Below are 16,994 nucleotides of genomic sequence, written 5' to 3'. Positions count from 1 at the left end.
CCTCTCCTCTGCCAGATACCGCTGCTGGCGTTCACATTCTGCTCTCCTGTTGATGAGGTAGACCGTAGCTCGCATCGTATGCCCATCAGATGCCCTGCCATGCGGGCTTATGTTCGAACGAATACTTGTAATAGTCCTTGTTGCGTAGGCGAGAAGCTGCCGCCTCGTCAACGATCACCGTTGCATGTGGATGCAGCTGGAGTGCGGATGCAGGGCAGAACGACGAGATGCCACCTTCCACCGTCTCGGCAATGGCCTCTGCCTTTCCAGAGCCGAATGCCAGAAGAATCAGATGCCGTGCCTTCAGAATCGTACCGATTCCCTGGGTGATGCAGTGTGTGGGAACCTGATTGATGTCATCGTCGAAGAATCGTGCATTATCGATGCGTGTCTGTTCCGTCAGAGTCTTGATGCGCGTGCCTGATGCAAGTGACGAACCTGGCTCATTGAAGCCGATATGTCCATCAGTGCCTATGCCAAGAATCTGAATATCCACCCCGCGAGCTTCTTCGATGGCCTTGTCATAGGCGTGCCCAGCTTCTGCGATTGTGGAAAGATTGCCATTGGGCACGTGAATCTTCTCAGGATCCAAGCCCAAGGGCTCAACCACGGTACGGTTGATCGTGCTCTTATACGATTGTGGATGGTTCGGATCAAGTCCGGCATACTCATCGAGCGCGAAGCCACGCACCTTCGAAACGTCAATCGAATCGCTTGCAACAAGCGCAGCCAGCTGACGATAGGCAGCCAACGGACTTGACCCTGTCGCCAGTCCCAGCACACAGTCCGGCTTGCTGCCAATCAGCTGCGCAACCCTCTGCGCATAGATGCTCCCCGCATCATCCTGATTCTTGACGATAATGACTTCAGTCATGATTACCCCTTCTGTGTTGATGAATTCACTGACATGTTCGAAATCTTGTCACGCTTGATTGCAACCGCTGCCGCGCCGATGGCACCAATCGGCGTGTTCATAGGCGCGCGCATCAGACGTTGAGGAAGCTTGAGACTCTCAATGAACGAGCTCGCCCGTGCACGCTCGCGCAGGTCGGCTTTGATCGCATCGATCAATGGCTGCCCAGTCTTTGCAAGGCCTCCCCCAATCACGATCTTCTGTGGATCGATGCTTAACGCGATGATCATGATTGCCGTCGTCATACCCTGAATAACCGTGGAAAGCTTCTCCTGAGCCGTCATATCACCACGTCGTGCCGCATCCATCAGTTCCGGCAACGCGTAGCCGCCGTTCGTCGGCCACAGCCTTGCCACACCCGATCCTGAAGCAACGGTTTCCAAACATCCGCGCTGTCCACATTTGCAGAGGTATCCATGAGCTTCAATGGGGATATGGCCGATTTCTCCTGCAACTCCGGTTGCGCCATGATAGACATGACCGTCATCGACGATGCCGCAGGCCAGACCAGTTCCAAAATTGAGAAAGGCCATCTGCAACCCCTTGCCCCCATCATGCATATGCACGACGGTCCACGCACCAAGGGCTGCGGCATTCACATCATTTTCAATGCGAATCGGCACACCGGGGATGGATTGCGCAATTCGCGATTGCAGATTGAAACCTGCAATCCCCAGATTGACAGCGTTGGATACCTCGCCAGTTTCAGAATCGATGGTTCCCGGAATTCCAATGCCAATGCCGGCCAATGTCAGTCCAAGCGCTGCAATATGAGCATGAAGGGTTGCGATCATCGTGACAATCTGTTCAGTGACGGCAGTATCGCCATGATCGCTTTCATGCCTCATGGATGTGATGAGTCTGCCGGACTCATCGATCACCACTCCCTCGATTTTCGTGCCGCCGATATCTATGCCGATGAATGCCGGGCGAGATTGCGAGTCTGACGGAATCCGCCCGCCCGCGTCATGCGCATGCTGACCGAACTCACCGATGACAGAGGTGCCATCTTCTCCCAAGACGGGAGCTGCAAAGTCCTCGCTCATTGCTCAGCCCTGGATTCCGAAGACCCTTTCGCAATACCGGCTTGAGCACCACTGTGAGCACCATGGTGAGCATCCTCATGAGCATCATCATGCAGACTGCATGAGTCGGAGTCGGCAGACGCACGCAACATGTCGGCGCATTTCCACACATCGTCGGCTATTCTTCTCAGCTCAGACTCCCTGCTGATTGAACGCCACGCCTCGGCGTACTGTTCGAACCAGATTTCGATCTTCTCGGCCAAAGCGTATTGGGACGCTCGAGATTCAGGATTGAGCAGCGCATCGCCCAATCTGTTGAACAGTCGTTGACCCTGGATTGCTATGAGCCAAGGCTGCACAATGCTGCCTCTGCCATGCGAAGGCGATGGAGAAAGCGATGACGAAGGTGATGAAAGGTGCTGCATCACACGACGTTGAGCCTGCACCAGTTGAGCATCGCCTTGCGTGAAGCTCTCCCCTGAGGATGTCAGCGCATGCAGATATTCCACTCGCACGCTGGCGAGGTCTCCAGGCGAGTTGCCTTGCCATGGAACCCCGCTTTCGCGCAGCTGCTGGTATACGTCAGCATTGACCGCTCCATGGCCGTCATCCAGCTCCAGATAATGAACGATGTCGCCCCAGGTGAAGGCTCTGCCATTGCACGCAGTTTTCATGTCCGCCACGCAGGAGCCGCTTCGGTCACCGTATTCGATCCTTGAAATCATTCCATCCAGTGCATCAACGTCAAGACTCCCCGGATTCCATGCTTCCTGAGCTCCATAGATCATTGCAGGAATGCTCATCCGTGAATCATTGACATGTCCGTAGTCGCCCCAGTCGGTAACCATGAAGCCCTCTGCATGGTAGGTGATGCCGTAGCGTGCCAGACGACTGATATTGTTCCATGCATCGTCCATGCCGGGCAGGAGGCTGTTCCAGCAGTGCACTGCCGCACAGACATATTGCCGGGCACCGGACCTTGCAACGAGTGCAACCTTGTCCTCGGTGATGTCAGGAGCATAGAGCCAGTTCAATATGATGACGTTCTTGGGCAGCAGATCGAGAATCTCGGGCATCTCGACCGCGATGTCACCCCACAGCATCGCCTGATGCCCATGCTCCTCGACATACCGGCACAGGCGCTGAACGTAGCTCGCATACATATGCGCCACATCCTGATGGTTGGCACCGCTGCGCGACCTCCCCTTGCCCAGATCGAAGGTCTCGTCGCCGCCAATGTTGAAGTATGGGGAAGAAAACTGGTGAAGATACGCGTCGATCAGATGCGTCGATAGTGGAAAAGCACCGGGATGATTGATGTTCATCGTGTGGTGCTCCTGACGCTCGATGAAGCTGTAGGCTCTATTCGCCTGTTCCGGGAATTCTCCAATCTCGCGGAAGGTGCGCGTACGAAGCGTCATGTAATGGTGTCCAAAGGTGGAAATCGATGCGACAAGCTCGATGCCCCGCTCCTTGCAATACCCATCAAGCTCAATGCAGTCTCGCGTCGTCAGCGCACTCGTGCCACGCCAGCTCTCGCTCAGCCCGTCAACTTTTCCGGAATGTTCGATGTACAGCTGCAACTGGTTGTACTTATAGAGGCACAGCTTGTCAATCCATGTCTTGAGCCATGCCATCGTGGGTACACGGCCACGGGTCACATCCAGACTGTAGCTGCGAACTGCATACGCGGGCTTGTCGTGAATGGTCATGCAGGGAATGGCAATGCCGTATTGCGCAATGAGTTGGCGAAGCGTCTGGACTCCGTCTCGCAAGGCGGCTCCATCGCTTGCACGGATAACAATAGGAACGGTCCGTCGAGATGCGGTCATGGGCAATTCTGCTGATTTCGATACTTCCACAGATTCCGTCACAGATTCCGTCACAGATTCCGTGCCATCACGGACATGCTCAGCGGAAATCAGAAGCTCGTAACTGTGCGCATCAAGCTCTGCATCAAGCTCTGAAGCTATCTCAAGCCGAATGTCAGCAACCGTGGCGCTTCCGCTGGCAGCGTCGGTGCCCGTTACGGCATCGTAGTCGCGGGCAACGTTCCATTGAAGACCGGTTGCATCGAAGAGAGATTGCGCGAGCTGCTCGGCAAGAAAGCAGGATGCTCCACCCTTCTTTCGGTCGCATTCGCCGCTGCTATGCAAGCTATCGTCGTGTCTAGACGAAGTAGCCGCCGCCGAGCATTGCGAGATGGTGCCTGCAATCGGAAGTTGAACCATTCCTCCAGTCAGCTTCAACGACTGCGGCTGTGGCAGAAGTTCTGGTTCCGCACGCTGTTCGGCACCTGTGTTGTCTCTCAAAGCGCTGTCTCTCATAGCGTTGTCTCTCATAGTTCAATTCCCTTATCGTTCACTCGTTTACAGCACTGCAAGAACCGTACGAAGCACCAATCCAGCGGCTCCCAACATTGCCGCATCCTCTCCAACGGTCGAAACCTGCACATGCACCGCTTCAAGAAAGCGCGAGCGCGTGAGCAGATCGATGGTCGATTGTGCAGCTTCGACCATCGTCTGATTGACCAGTCGAGGCACTCCGGAAACGACGACATGCGTGATATTCGTCAGCGCGACCGGCATGGCCAGAGCCTTGCCCAACTCCTGTCCTGCTCGAGCCAGAATCTGATCGCCATCGTCTGGATTGTCCGCTATGGCCTTGTCAAGAACCGGTGCCGAGACCATGGTTTCCAAGCAACCGATTTTGCCGCATACGCAAGGACGAACTCCATCGGACATCACCACGTGCCCTATCTCTCCTGCCGTAAACCCCTTGCCTCGTACGATGTCGTTGTCGATGAGCAGACCCGCACCCACCCCATCGGCAATCTGTACGAGAATCATGTCAGAGAAGCCGCCGCCGAAATAGCCTTCCGCGAATACGGCAGCATCGGCATCATTGGTCACGATGATCGGACAGTCCGCGAATTGCCGGAACTTCTCGGCCAGGTTCATGTCAATCCAACCGAGGTTGGGCGCTTCGAGAATCAGGCCGTCGTCATTGACCGTTCCAGGCGTTGCTATGGCAATGCCGATCACTGTCGCGTCACACATTTCCAGCAGTCGCTTGCAGAGCTTGGTCACCTCGCTCACCTCAAGCACGTCGGCGTGAGGCAGTTCAATCTCGACACGGTGAACAACCTTGCCAGCCAGATCGAGGACGATGCCCCGCAGACGAGTCGCATCTGAAAGATCGATTGACACGATGCTTCCCGAGGAAGCGTTGAACTTGAGCAGCTGTGACGGCTTGCCCGGTCCATGGGGAGTCTTGTACGCCCCCTCGATCAGCAAGCCATCCTCGAGCAGATCGGCAACCACATCCGAGGTCGAAACCTTTGACATTCCAGTCAGCTTGGCCAATTCTGCACGGGAATAGGAATCAGACGGGTACAGAGCTCTCATGATTGCCGTTCGGTTGCGCAGTCTGATGTCTGATGGAGACGCACTCGCGAGTCGGCGGGATCTGCCTGCATGATGAGAGTCCCTGGTATCAATCAGTACGGGAAACCTCTGTGTCATGTTGCGCCTCCATCATGGTGTTAGGTGTGTGAATCGATGCTCTCGGCATGAGCAATCCCCGCTATGTTTCCGGGCAACCAGCGATATAGTTAATAATACTCACTTAATCGCTCCCTCCGTGATTCCTTTTACCATATTGCCCTGAATAATCATGAAGAAGATAACGACGGGCAGCGAGAAGAGCACCGATGCGGCCATCTGCCCACCGAAGTCGGTTCCCGTAGGAGTCGAGAAACTCGCCAACCACACGGGAAGCGTGTATTTCGACTGATCCTTCATGAAGGTGAAGGCGGTCAGATAGTCATTCCACGCTGCGATGAATGCGAACACCGAGGTCGAGATGATGCCCGGTGCGATGAGCGGGAAGGTAATCATGCGCAGAATCTGCCATTCACTCGCCCCTTCGACGCGGGCGGATTCGAAGATCTCAACAGGTATCGCAAGGAAGAATCCTCGCATGTTCCAGATCGAGAAGGGCAATACGGCAGCAATGTAGGCCAGAATCAGGCCAGCATAGTTGTTGAGCAGACCGAACTGGTTGAAGACGATGAACTGTGGAATCAGCAATGCGGTTCCAGGAAGCATCTGGATTGCCAGGATGGTGACCATGATGGAGCGCCTGCCCTTGAAACGATAGAGCGTAAGCGCCGCACACGCGAGAAAGGCCAGCAATACCGAGACGATAATCGACACGAAGGTGACGATCACCGAATTCATCAGATTGATCAAAAACTGCGTCTGGAATATGGCCGTTCTAAAATTCTGCAATGACCAGTGCGTCGGAATGAATACCGGGGTTGCGGTCATGACCTCGTTACGCGGTTTGAAAGCGGTTATCACCATCCAGTAGACGGGGAAGAACCAGATGATGCAGAACACCACCGCAGCGGCAGCGCTCCGTATTCGATCCCAATGAATATGACGCTGTGCCTTGACCGTCTCCGTGTCATTCATGTCTCTCTGCATGCTTGTGCGGGTAGTGTGTCTTGGCTGCATGGGCTGCATGGCATCGCTCATAGATCCTCACCTGACTTCAAGAGATTGCGAATGTAGACGCCGGTCAACAGCAGCAGGACAAGCACCGTGATGACTGAGATCGCTGAACCCTGACCGATGTCGAAGCTGACGAAAGCCTTCGTATAGGTGAAGACGCCTATCGTCGATGTCGAACCGGATGGCCCGCCCTGTGACACCAGCCATATCTGGTTGAACACGTTGAAATCCCAGATGACCGAAAGCAAGGTGACCACCAGCAGATTGGGACGGATCATGGGTACAAGAATCTGCCAGTATGTGCGCCATGCCCCAGCTCCATCCAGCTGAGCCGCTTCGAGACACGAATGATCGACTGACAGTGTCGCCGCATAGAGGGTGATGGCGATATATGGCACAGCCTGCCAGACCACCAACAGCCAGATGCAGAACAGGGCGAGGGCAGTATTGTTGGCCCATGAGGTGTTGGTCATGTCGCCAAAGACGACAAGCTTGGTGAGCAGCCAGTTCAACACCCCGTATCCTGGCTGAAACAGCCATTTCCAGACGATGGATGATGCGACATTAGGCATTGCCCACGCAAAGATCATTACGAAGGTCACCAGATATCTCATGCCATTGTTCAGACGCGTCATCATCTGCGACACATACATCCCGATGAACACGCTGCCAAGAACCAGACCTGCGGTGAACAGACCCGTGCGAAGCATGGAGAACCAGAAGTCTCTATCGGCAAGGACCGTCATGTATTGTTCGATGCCCACAATGTTGAATTCACCGGTAAACAGGGAACGCTGGTTGAAATCGGTAAACGATGCGAACAGAAGGAATGCGATGGGAACCGCAACCAGTGCCAAAAGAATGAGTCCGGTCGGTCCGAACAGTATCGCCGCAGTCCGACCATCGGCGCTGTGCAAGGCCTTCTGCTTTCTTCTACGCCGCATTGGTGGATCTGATTGAGTAGGCAGATCGCCTTCAATCGTCTCGACCGATGGAGTTCCATTCATCGAAGAGGTCATGATCCTTCTTTCCTCATGTCCGCAGGAGAGCTGCATGGCAGCAGTGCAATTCGTCTTGCCGTCAATGACCGTCAATGACTGTCAATGACTGTCAATGATCGCCATAGGTGACGTTGGCTGAGCCGACGTCGGCAATCATGGCGGACAAGGCGAATTGCACACCTCTGTTACTTTGCGAAAACCTGATCCATATGTTCGTCGAATGACTTCGCCGCTTGCTCTGGCGTTGCCGATCCGGTTGCAATGGACTGTGTGAACGCATTGACCGACTTGTCACCCTCGATGGTCGCCCAGTTAGGTGAACCCGGTGTTGCCCTGGAGTTCTTGGCCGCTTCGAAGAAGCCACTTTGCACTGCGGGGAAGTCCTTGGAATTCATTGCCTTGTCGAGACCTTGGACAGTATTGGGCAACCATCCATCGTTGCCGAACACCCACTGTTGCTGAATGCTTGAGCTGGCCGCTATCTTGATCCACTCGAGCGCCAGAGCCGAGTTCTTGCTCTTGGCGGCAACGGCGAAATCAGAACCTGCAGTCATTGCCGGCTGGTTCTTTCCGCTCTGTCCCGGCATCGCGAATGTCGCAAGATCGGTTGACTTCACCGAGGAATTCAATGTCTGAACGGCAGTAATTGCGGCGCTGTTTGCCAGAATAGCTGAAGTAGTGCCATCGGCAAGAAGCTGATTCTGATCAGGCTCGGTGGTGTCAAGACTCTTGGACGCCTTGCTTGAATAGGTGTCTTGGAAGGACTTCCACTGCTCCAGACCCTTCACGGCCTTCGCACCAGCGATGGTGCCAGTCCACTTGCCATCCTTTTCCTGTGCGACATTGCCACCTGCGTCCCAGACGAACTGCAGCATGGAATACCAGTATTGTCCGGGAAGATAGAATGGCGTGAAATTGGTGTTGGAAGCGTTCTTGGCAGCTACCTTGTCAAGATCGGCAGTGAATTCCGACCATGTCTTGGGAGCTGAGGTGATGCCCGCCTCACTCCATATCTTCTTGTTGTATACGACAGCTCGCGCGGCTCCGAATGCAGGTACGGCGTAGAGCTTGCCATTGACGGTCGCCGGGTCAGCCAATCCGCTGAGCCAGGTATTGCCTTGGGATAGATCCTTCTTGTGCGAGGTGATGTCGAGAAGACCACCGCTGGATGCGAATCCTGCCACCTGGGTATTGCCGATATCCAATACGTCAGGAGGTGTCGATGTAGTCAATGCGGTGGTGATTTTTGTGGTGATGTCAGTCCACTGCTGTGTTTCAACCTTGACTTTCGCCTGCGTTTTCTTGGTGAATGCCTGGTTGATTGCAGCCAAGGTCTTTGGTGAATAATCGCCCTGCATCGCCCAGATGGTTATCGTCTTTCCCTTCCCATCAGTCGAGCCTGAATTCGAGGATGCCGACGATCCACCCATCGAACATCCACTTAATGCCAGTGTGATTGCGGTTGCCGCCGCAATAAACATTGCGTTCTTATGTTTCATGGTGACCCCTCCGTATGCGTTCAATGATGCGATAAGCGACAGATAGTGACATTGGCAAACCCGAGTCAGATCCCTGTTCAACTCCCAGCAACATCTCCCTTGAACAACTTGCCGGAAAGCAACGGTCTCTAACCCTGGATACTTGATTAGTTTGCTTTCCTTAATTATTACATTTACCGAGTCTGTGTGTCAATTTGGTTTCGTACATAAGTCGTGTTTGCGTCAATGTTTACCTGTTCGTAAAGTGGCAAGCCCTTTCATGTTCAGAAAACTTACTTATCGAAGTTTGCTCCGGTGTGACTTGATGGCTAATCATGCTGTACTATATGTACTAGTACAGTTAGTGAGCATGCGTCAATGACTCACCGCTGGCTCACCGATGATTCAGGCAACTATGATTCATGCAACTGTGATTCATGCAACTTCACCGGTGCCACCCGAGTCTGAGAAGCACCTCATCACATTCACCACCAGGAGGCATCGTGTCACATCATCGGAGCGTCACATGATTGAAATCGATGGTAAAAGCCGCAAGTCGATTTATGAACAGGTTGTTCGTGGCATCAAAGAACAGATTCTCTCAGGAATCATCGCACCCGAGAGCAGGCTCCCTTCGGTTCGTGAATTGTCGAAGGAACTGACGGTCAATCCCAATACCGTGCAGAAGGCATTCAGACATCTCGAATCACAGGGCTACATCTACAGCGTTTCTGGGGTGGGAAGCTTTGCTCACTCTCCGCTCGACATTCAGCCAGACGAGGGCATGATAGCTCAGGTCACGGCGCAGATTCGCGATGACATCCGAGAATTGCGCATGATTATCCCCGATAGACATCGCTTTGAGAGCATCATCACCTCACTGCTGTCCGAGGTGCGCGAATCTCACAGCGACGAATCATCGGCCATCGAAAGCCGCCATGCAGTTCAGACCCACACCAATACCAGTAAGGACTCTCAATGATTGAGCTTCGATCGATTACCAAGACCTTTGACGCTCATGCAGCTCTCTCGGATATCAGCCTCTCCATTCCAACGGGTTCCATATACGGTCTTGTGGGAACCAACGGTTCTGGCAAAACAACATTGTTGAAGATGCTTGCAGGCGTCTTGACGCAGGATAGCGGCACCATCGCCTACGACGGACAGCCAGTATATGAGAATGTGGATATCAAGCGCCAGATTGCCTTCGTTCCCGACGATCTGACATATTTCAACAGATTCACGTTGCAGGATGCCGGTTCCTTGACCGCTGGCATCTATGCACAGACATGGAACCAGGAACTTTTCATGACTGCGGTGCATCAATTCAATCTCGACCCACATATGCAATTCTCCAAGATGTCAAAAGGCATGAGGAAGCAGGGCGTCTGCTGTCTTGTCTTCGCGCGCCAGCCGCAGTACATGCTCCTTGACGAACCCCTTGACGGTCTCGATCCCATCGTCCGCAAGAGCATTTGGGAGCTTATCGTCGATGCCACAGCCGATAGATCGATGACCGCAGTGATATCGTCGCATAATCTGCGCGAGCTCGAAGGTTACTGCGACCATGTCTGTGCAATCAAGGCAGGCAAGGTCGCCATTGCGCAGGACATCGAAGAGCTGAAATCCGACATACACAAGTTGCAGCTGAGTTTCGGCTCGCAACGCCAGCCGTCAGATGCCATGCTCGCACCCCTGCACATACTGCATGAGCATGATCGTGGTTCGATCAGCTATCTGATCGTTCGCAATACCCCTGAGGAGCTTCGTAGCTTCGTGAACCGCGCTCATCCTGTCATCTTCGATGAGATTCCACTCACCTTGGAAGAGATTTTCATCTATGAATTGGGAGAAGACAGCAATGAACACACCAGCACGCACTGAAGTCTCCATTGCAGCCGAGCAGGAAGCCGGTCATCGCATCGCACGAGCAAGAGGCACTGTCACCGCATCGCGACAGTTCGTATCAGCGCCTCTGCTATGGCATGAACTCAAACGACTGTGGGCACTTTCATTGCTCGGCATAGCGGTGTTGCTCATTGCAGCACCAGTTGCCATACTGCTCACGCCTGCTGCGGGCCATGCTCAACCAAGCCTGCTTCGCATAACGATACAGAATGGAAATCCAGGATTCCTCGCATATCAGATTCTCGCTCCCATGGTGTACTCCCTGGCGCTATTCGCCTATCTGAATTCGCCTGGGAGGATGTCGATCATGCATGCCTTGCCTCTGACACGCGGCACCATCTTCCGAACGAACGTCATGGCGGGTGTGATTCTTCTGTATATTCCGCATATCGTCGTCACCCTCTCATTGCTGCCATTCATGCGTTTCTCCTTCAAGGGATTCATGAATTCCGGCCAGTTGAATCTTGATGGTCAGGGTGTCAACGCTGCTGGCATGCTGCTCCAGCCGAACTATGCAGACTTGCTCAGATGGTTCATTGTCTCCTCGATTATCATGCTGTTTGTCTTTGCCACCTCGGTTCTCGGCTCGCTGCTGACAGGCAATCTTGGCATTGGCATACTCATGATCGGGTTCATCAATGTGATAGTCCCCGTTCTCTATGCACTGACGCTGCTGATGCTGAACCTGTTCCTGTATGGTTTTACCTTCGCATCGCTCACTGGCCTCTCCTGGATGCATCCCTTGCTCGATTTGGCCATGAATGGCGACCGCATTTCACTCCCGCACATCATGGCGTTCCTCGCGGCAAGCGCTGCATTGCTCGCTTTCGCCATGCTGCTGTATGTGCGCTTGAAGTCGGAGCGTGCAGGTGACAATGTACTGTTCAGGGGTGCTCGGACGATCACCATCGTGATGGTGACCTTCGTCGGATCGTGTCTGACAGGCGCACTCCTTCAGACCATGCAAGCCACCAGTATCAATGCGCTGGCCAATCATACGATCTTTTTCCTTGGCGTGGCGCTGGCCTCACCGGTCATCTTCATCATCACATCCATGATTGTGAACGGAACCGTGAAGATCTTTTCCTGGAAAAGTCTTCAGCCTTTCGGAGCGTTCGTCATCATCATCGCACTCTATTGTTCATTCACGACATGGGACATAACCGGATATACGCACCGCATTCCGAACAGCCACGACGTGTTCTCGGTAAGCGTGCCCCATGACAATATCGACCTGTTGCCCTACGCCAGCAGTTATTACTGGGGTTCAATCACCGTACGAGACAAGCAGTCGGTCCGGGATGTTCTCGCCCTGCATCAAGAAATCGTTGAGCGCGCGACAGATCCCCGGTATGCGGCACTGTTCAAGCCATCAGACTCCCCAGGGAACGGTCTATCAGTAACTGGCAATGCACCGCTGGATTGCATCAACTGCGATGCCGACTCAGTCGAGAGTGCCAACTTCGACTACAGTCTGCGCCATGGGACTCACCTATCGAGAAGCTTTTCACTCTATGGACGCTATCTGTTGAACAGTCCCGCCTACACGCGTCTTATCAATGACCCCGGGTACCGCAAGGCAACCAGCATCGCACAAATCGGCTATGACAACATCGAATCGGCATCATCGAGCGATGTTGAAGGTACAGGCGACACGAAAGGGCAAAGGCACATCGATCTGAATGCTGCCGAAGCCCGGACGCTGGCAAAACTGATGGACGAAGACTACCAAGCGTTGCCTACGATGAACCCGGCTTCGCTCGTCGTGCAGCATTCCCCGGATGGCGTAGTGGAGAACAAGCAGCTACTTCTCGGCATAAACTTCAATCTGCATACCGACAACAACGACAGCTACCAGCCTTCGAGCTTCTATTACGGCATCACCGGGCATTACACGCGAACCATACAATGGCTCAAGGCCAAGGGATTGTACGAATAAGGCGGTCACTCGCTGAGTGATTATCCCCTCAGCAGTCACTCACTCAGCGATTATTCCCCCATCAATCCCACTCATGTGAGCTACGCTGGAATGAAGGACAAAGATTACACGGGACTTCATTCAGGCGGGTGATGAACATGCGAGACGATGATTACGCCACAACGATGAGCGAGCTCATCGAACTCATGCGCATCATCGGCAATGATACCCAGCAATGCGAGGTGAAGGAGAGCAGACGAAAGCTCTCCTCATCGATAACCGACACGCTCTCTGCATTTTCCAACGGTTCGGGCGGCTACATCATTCTTGGACTTTCAGAGAAGGCTGGCTTTACGCCTGTCGAAGGTTTCAACGCTCGCTCCATGCAGGAGGCCCTGAGTCAGGCATGTGAAAAGATGACGCCCGTGGTGCGCCCGATCATCATGACGTGCCCATTTGAGGGCAGCAATCTCGTGTTCGCACGAATTGACGAGATGCTGCCACGAGACAAACCCTGCTACACCACATCACTGGGTGCATACAATGGCTCGTTCATCCGCACCGGCGACGGCGATCGCCGCATGACCGGCTATGAGGTCGAGCGGTTGATGGAAGAGCAGGCGCAGCCGACATATGATGCGCGAATCGTTGCCGAAGCGAGCATCGACGATCTCAATCCTGCACTGGTACATGGCTGCATCGAGCGACAGCGCGAGCTTCACCCGAAGGTCTTTCAAGGCAGCACTGACATCGACATACTGCGAGCGCTGCGCATACTGGATGTTGCGTCAGAACCCAAACAGGATGAAGCGGAGCCGCCATCCCCCGGTCAGGGAGTATCCGGTGCTGACCTGGATTCTGATCATGGCGGAACGCGCGTGAGCGAACTGACCCAGCATCAGAGCGAGAATCTGCAACAGGCCTTGCATTCCATCGATGCCGGCTATGCGATGCTCCATCCGACCTTGGCCGGTCTGCTTGCTCTCGGACGATATCCACAGCAGTACTTTCCTCGTCTGAACGTGACCATCGCAGTGTTTCCTGGCACGAGCAGAGCAGAAGTCTTCTCTGGCGGTGGACACCTCGTTACCGCTGAGAGCATCACTGGACCAATTCCCATCATCATCGACGATGCCGTCGAATCCTTGATGTCATGGACGAGCGGGCCGCAACGCGAAAGCAACGGCATCGAGCAGACACCCGATTATCCGCGACCAGTGCTGCGCGAAGCGATTGCGAATGCGATCATGCACCGCGACTATGCCCCTGTGTCGCAAGGCACGCAAGTTCGCGTTGACGTGTTTACCAACCGCATTGAAATCACCAATCCTGGAGGATTGTTTGGTTCCGTCACCCATAGCACGCTCAAAAACCCGATCATGCCCTCGACCAGGAATCAGTTCCTTGTTGCCATCCTTGAATCGACTCCATACCCCGATGGCGGCTATGTCATCGAAAATGGTGGCTCAGGCTATCAGCAGATTGCAGCGACGCTGCGCAGCGAGGGCATGGAACCTGCCGAGATCGATCACACCATCGATAGCTTCAAAGTCACGATCACCCGTCGCGGGGCATATGAAAGCAGTGCCGAACGCAACATTGCCCAGCGCATCGTCCAGCTGCTTGAGGAGCGGCCCTCTGCCAGCGTTCGTGACATCATGTTCGATCTGCATCTTTCTCCGATTTCCGTGGCATCAGGACTGCGCGCACTGTTGAACAAGGGTCTTGTCGAATCCATCACCACGCAGCCGCATCCGCAGAAACAATATCGGCTGCTTCGGGAGTCGGTACGATGATATCCACCCTGCAGTCTTGCAATGCGGATGATGCCTTGCCCCCTGTATCCAAGGGAACGGATGGCACCGCCCTATGAAGCCATACGAACATGTTGAGCATGGTTTCGGCCCGGTGTGGGATGAAGCATCGCAGATTCTGATGCTGGGGTCCATGCCAAGCCCCAAATCTCGCGCAGCCGGATTCTATTACATGCACCCACGAAATCGTTTCTGGAAAGTGCTTGAGGCTCTCTATCCTGCATGCGACGGCGATGCTGCCAGAACGACCGATATCGCTTCGAACCAACAAGCTGTGGCGCACAACGACGGACAGCTGCATAGCGAATCGATAGCAGTCAGACAAGCTTTCTTGCACCACCATCACATCGCGCTATGGGACGTTCTCGAATCCTGCGACATCAGAGGGGCGAGCGATGCCAGCATCCGCAATCCCGTTGTGAACGATCTGGCAGGCATCATCCAACAATCACGCATCCACGCGATCTATGCGACGGGTACAAGAGCTGCAAAACTCTTCGACCGGTTTTGCTCCCCTGCTCTCGAAGTGGCGGGAATCCAGATGCCGATCACAGCCTTGCCTTCAACGAGTCCAGCCAATGCTGCCATGTCCTTGGACAGACTCATCGAAGCCTACCGATGCATCGTTGCAGTCACAGAACCGACTTTAGAAACGCCTGGAAACGCGTTGTCTGTGGATTGTCGATGATGTCTGGCCCGCCCTGTTCGACCACAAGACCCTCGTCCAGGAAGATGATCTGATCGGCAACTTCACGCGCGAATCCCATTTCGTGGGTGACCACCACCATCGTCATGCCTTCCTCTGCAACCTGCCGCATCACGCTCAGAACCTCTCCGACGAGTTCAGGATCAAGTGCAGAGGTAGGTTCGTCGAACAGCATGATGGTGGGATGCATGGCCAGCGCTCGTGCGATGGCGACACGCTGCTGCTGACCGCCAGAAAGCTGCGAAGGATAATAGTCCAGACGATCAGCGAGACCGACACGAGTCAATTGTCTGACTGCTTCGCCACGCGCATCGGACTTGGAACGATGGGCAACATGAACAGGAGCCTCCATCACGTTTTCGATGGCGGTTTTGTGGGGAAATAGGTTAAAGCGTTGGAAAACCATGCCGATCTTGGCGCGTTGCTCAGCAATGGCCTTGTCATCGAGCTCCTGCAAGGTGGCGTTCGCTCCGGTGCCTATACGCCGGTATCCAATCAAATCGCCATGCACCACAATGTCTCCGGCTGTCCTCGTTTCCAGCTGATTGATCATGCGCAGCAGGGTTGACTTTCCTGAGCCGGAGGGTCCGAGAATTGCAGTCACGCTACCCTGAGGAATGTTTATGTCGATTCCCTTGAGCACATGCAGCGATCCAAAAGCCTTGTGCACACCCTTGATCTCGATTTCAGCCGTTTCGCCGCTCATGCGTTGAGACCTCCCATGGTCACCTTGTTAATTCCTGCTGGATCCGTGGCGCTTTCAGCGATGGGTGCGTCGATTGCCGCGGCTTTGCCTTTGCGTGAAGGAGAGCTCTTATCGAAGCCTTTGCCAAAATGCTTCTCCAACTGGGCCTGCAGGATCATCAGAATGGTCGTGATGACCAAATACCAGATGCTGGCAACCAAAAGAAGTGGGATTGGCTTATAGATGCGGCTGGCAACCGCATTGGTCGCAAACTGAAGTTCGAGATTGAAAGGAACGGCTGAGACCAACGATGTGGTCTTGAGCATGCCAATGGTTTCGTTACCGGTGGGTGGCACGATGATGCGCATTGCCTGAGGCAGGATGATTCTTCGCATGATAAGGGGACGTCTCATGCCGAGTGCTTCTGCAGCTTCGGTCTGACCGTCATCTACGGCCTCAATGCCTGCACGCACGATTTCGGACAGGTAGGCAGCCTCGTTGAGTCCGAGACCCAGTATGGCCGCGACACTGGCAGTGACGAGACTTTTGGTGTCAATGCTCCAGAATTCCGGACCAAACGGCACACCGACGGCAAGACGGGGAATCAGCACGGCGAACAGTCCCCAGAAGATCAGCTGAGTATAGACAGGCGTTCCACGGAAGAACCAAATGAAGAACCAGCTCACCCAGCGCAGCACAGGATTTGATGATTTGCGCATGACGGCGAGGATGATTGCCAGAACCGTGGCGATGACCATTGAATAGAGCGTGAGCTTCAAGGTCCAGCCAATGCCGCTCAGCACGTTTTCGTTGAAGAGATACATCCACACCGTCGGCCAGTCAAAGTTTGGATTGGTCACGATGCCATGTACAAGCATCAGCGCAAAGATCAGAACAACGATTGCGGCTACGATCGGTCCAGGCTTTCGCACCGGACGGGCCTTGATCTCGCCAGGTATGCCCAGTTCAGAATCTTCTCGACGCTTCATTCACTTCTCCTCTAACGAGATTGTGTTTCCCCATGGTCAG

14 protein-coding genes are annotated in these 16,994 nt (G+C 54.2%); 5 read left to right on the top strand and 9 right to left on the bottom strand.

Annotated elements, in window-relative coordinates:
* Nucleotides 1-85: 85 nt before the first annotated feature.
* The 7 genes from nagB to QN215_RS03650 all read right to left on the bottom strand — a co-directional run bounded on the left by nagB (nucleotide 86) and on the right by QN215_RS03650 (nucleotide 8,955).
* On the bottom strand, nucleotides 86-874 hold the full coding sequence (gene nagB / locus QN215_RS03680) for a glucosamine-6-phosphate deaminase (RefSeq protein WP_369344760.1): 789 nt from the start codon (nucleotides 872-874) through the stop codon (nucleotides 86-88).
* Nucleotides 875-876: 2 nt separating this feature from the next.
* The gene (locus QN215_RS03675) at nucleotides 877-1,959 is read right to left on the bottom strand and encodes an ROK family protein (RefSeq protein ID WP_369344759.1); all 1,083 of its coding nucleotides are present in this window, start codon (nucleotides 1,957-1,959) and stop codon (nucleotides 877-879) included.
* The gene (locus QN215_RS03670; protein ID WP_369344758.1) at nucleotides 1,956-4,280 is read right to left on the bottom strand and encodes a family 20 glycosylhydrolase; all 2,325 of its coding nucleotides are present in this window, start codon (nucleotides 4,278-4,280) and stop codon (nucleotides 1,956-1,958) included. Before QN215_RS03670 ends, QN215_RS03675 begins: the two co-directional genes overlap by 4 nt.
* A 27-nt stretch (nucleotides 4,281-4,307) precedes the next feature.
* On the bottom strand, nucleotides 4,308-5,462 hold the full coding sequence (locus QN215_RS03665) for an ROK family protein (protein ID WP_369344757.1): 1,155 nt from the start codon (nucleotides 5,460-5,462) through the stop codon (nucleotides 4,308-4,310).
* A 99-nt stretch (nucleotides 5,463-5,561) separates the two neighbouring features.
* The gene (locus tag QN215_RS03660) at nucleotides 5,562-6,428 is read right to left on the bottom strand and encodes a carbohydrate ABC transporter permease (protein ID WP_369344756.1); all 867 of its coding nucleotides are present in this window, start codon (nucleotides 6,426-6,428) and stop codon (nucleotides 5,562-5,564) included.
* A gap of 47 nt (nucleotides 6,429-6,475) precedes the next feature.
* Nucleotides 6,476-7,474 (bottom strand): carbohydrate ABC transporter permease, encoded by a 999-nt coding sequence (locus tag QN215_RS03655; RefSeq protein ID WP_369344755.1) that lies wholly within the window; start codon nucleotides 7,472-7,474, stop codon nucleotides 6,476-6,478.
* Nucleotides 7,475-7,641: 167 nt separating this feature from the next.
* On the bottom strand, nucleotides 7,642-8,955 hold the full coding sequence (locus QN215_RS03650) for an extracellular solute-binding protein (protein ID WP_369344754.1): 1,314 nt from the start codon (nucleotides 8,953-8,955) through the stop codon (nucleotides 7,642-7,644).
* 379 nt (nucleotides 8,956-9,334) lie between these two features.
* Here QN215_RS03650 and QN215_RS03645 point away from each other — a divergent pair, with 379 nt between their 5' ends.
* The 5 genes from QN215_RS03645 (at nucleotide 9,335) to QN215_RS03625 (ending at nucleotide 15,262) form a co-directional block, all read left to right on the top strand.
* On the top strand, nucleotides 9,335-9,916 hold the full coding sequence (locus QN215_RS03645) for a GntR family transcriptional regulator (protein WP_369344753.1): 582 nt from the start codon (nucleotides 9,335-9,337) through the stop codon (nucleotides 9,914-9,916).
* The gene (locus QN215_RS03640) at nucleotides 9,913-10,818 is read left to right on the top strand and encodes an ABC transporter ATP-binding protein (protein WP_369344752.1); all 906 of its coding nucleotides are present in this window, start codon (nucleotides 9,913-9,915) and stop codon (nucleotides 10,816-10,818) included. Before QN215_RS03645 ends, QN215_RS03640 begins: the two co-directional genes overlap by 4 nt.
* The gene (locus tag QN215_RS03635) at nucleotides 10,796-12,781 is read left to right on the top strand and encodes a hypothetical protein (RefSeq protein WP_369344751.1); all 1,986 of its coding nucleotides are present in this window, start codon (nucleotides 10,796-10,798) and stop codon (nucleotides 12,779-12,781) included. The genes QN215_RS03640 and QN215_RS03635 overlap by 23 nt, the downstream gene beginning before the upstream one ends.
* 137 nt (nucleotides 12,782-12,918) lie before the next feature.
* Nucleotides 12,919-14,556 carry an ATP-binding protein gene (locus QN215_RS03630; RefSeq protein WP_369345049.1) on the top strand — a complete coding sequence of 546 codons (1,638 nt, stop codon included), beginning with the start codon at nucleotides 12,919-12,921 and terminating at the stop codon, nucleotides 14,554-14,556.
* 73 nt (nucleotides 14,557-14,629) lie between these two features.
* Nucleotides 14,630-15,262 (top strand): uracil-DNA glycosylase family protein, encoded by a 633-nt coding sequence (locus QN215_RS03625; RefSeq protein WP_369344750.1) that lies wholly within the window; start codon nucleotides 14,630-14,632, stop codon nucleotides 15,260-15,262.
* Here QN215_RS03625 and QN215_RS03620 read toward each other — a convergent pair.
* Both QN215_RS03620 and QN215_RS03615 read right to left on the bottom strand, forming a co-directional pair.
* Nucleotides 15,207-15,986: an amino acid ABC transporter ATP-binding protein gene (locus QN215_RS03620; protein WP_369344749.1), complete on the bottom strand. Its 780-nt coding sequence runs from the start codon at nucleotides 15,984-15,986 to the stop codon at nucleotides 15,207-15,209. The two genes, QN215_RS03625 and QN215_RS03620, sit on opposite strands and share 56 nt — an antisense overlap.
* On the bottom strand, nucleotides 15,983-16,954 hold the full coding sequence (locus QN215_RS03615) for an amino acid ABC transporter permease (protein WP_369344748.1): 972 nt from the start codon (nucleotides 16,952-16,954) through the stop codon (nucleotides 15,983-15,985). Before QN215_RS03615 ends, QN215_RS03620 begins: the two co-directional genes overlap by 4 nt.
* Nucleotides 16,955-16,994 lie beyond the last annotated feature (40 nt).

Origin of the sequence: Bifidobacterium sp. WK041_4_12, from assembly GCF_041080795.1 — a bacterium.
GTDB lineage: Bacteria > Actinomycetota > Actinomycetes > Actinomycetales > Bifidobacteriaceae > Bombiscardovia > Bombiscardovia aquikefiricola.
Note: the sequence above shows the minus strand (reverse complement) of the source record. Positions and strands in the feature narration are given on the sequence as shown.

Bases quoted from the DNA above. Each gene is read 5' to 3' on its own strand.
- nagB (WP_369344760.1), bottom strand. From the start codon at position 874: ATGACTGAAGTCATTATCGTCAAGAATCAGGATGATGCGGGGAGCATC.
- QN215_RS03675 (WP_369344759.1), bottom strand. From the start codon at position 1,959: ATGAGCGAGGACTTTGCAGCTCCCGTCTTGGGAGAAGATGGCACCTCT.
- QN215_RS03670 (WP_369344758.1), bottom strand. From the start codon at position 4,280: ATGAGAGACAACGCTATGAGAGACAGCGCTTTGAGAGACAACACAGGT.
- QN215_RS03665 (WP_369344757.1), bottom strand. From the start codon at position 5,462: ATGACACAGAGGTTTCCCGTACTGATTGATACCAGGGACTCTCATCAT.
- QN215_RS03660 (WP_369344756.1), bottom strand. From the start codon at position 6,428: ATGCAGAGAGACATGAATGACACGGAGACGGTCAAGGCACAGCGTCAT.
- QN215_RS03655 (WP_369344755.1), bottom strand. From the start codon at position 7,474: ATGACCTCTTCGATGAATGGAACTCCATCGGTCGAGACGATTGAAGGC.
- QN215_RS03650 (WP_369344754.1), bottom strand. From the start codon at position 8,955: ATGAAACATAAGAACGCAATGTTTATTGCGGCGGCAACCGCAATCACA.
- QN215_RS03645 (WP_369344753.1), top strand. From the start codon at position 9,335: ATGATTCAGGCAACTATGATTCATGCAACTGTGATTCATGCAACTTCA.
- QN215_RS03640 (WP_369344752.1), top strand. From the start codon at position 9,913: ATGATTGAGCTTCGATCGATTACCAAGACCTTTGACGCTCATGCAGCT.
- QN215_RS03635 (WP_369344751.1), top strand. From the start codon at position 10,796: ATGAACACACCAGCACGCACTGAAGTCTCCATTGCAGCCGAGCAGGAA.
- QN215_RS03630 (WP_369345049.1), top strand. From the start codon at position 12,919: ATGCGAGACGATGATTACGCCACAACGATGAGCGAGCTCATCGAACTC.
- QN215_RS03625 (WP_369344750.1), top strand. From the start codon at position 14,630: ATGAAGCCATACGAACATGTTGAGCATGGTTTCGGCCCGGTGTGGGAT.
- QN215_RS03620 (WP_369344749.1), bottom strand. From the start codon at position 15,986: ATGAGCGGCGAAACGGCTGAAATCGAGATCAAGGGTGTGCACAAGGCT.
- QN215_RS03615 (WP_369344748.1), bottom strand. From the start codon at position 16,954: ATGAAGCGTCGAGAAGATTCTGAACTGGGCATACCTGGCGAGATCAAG.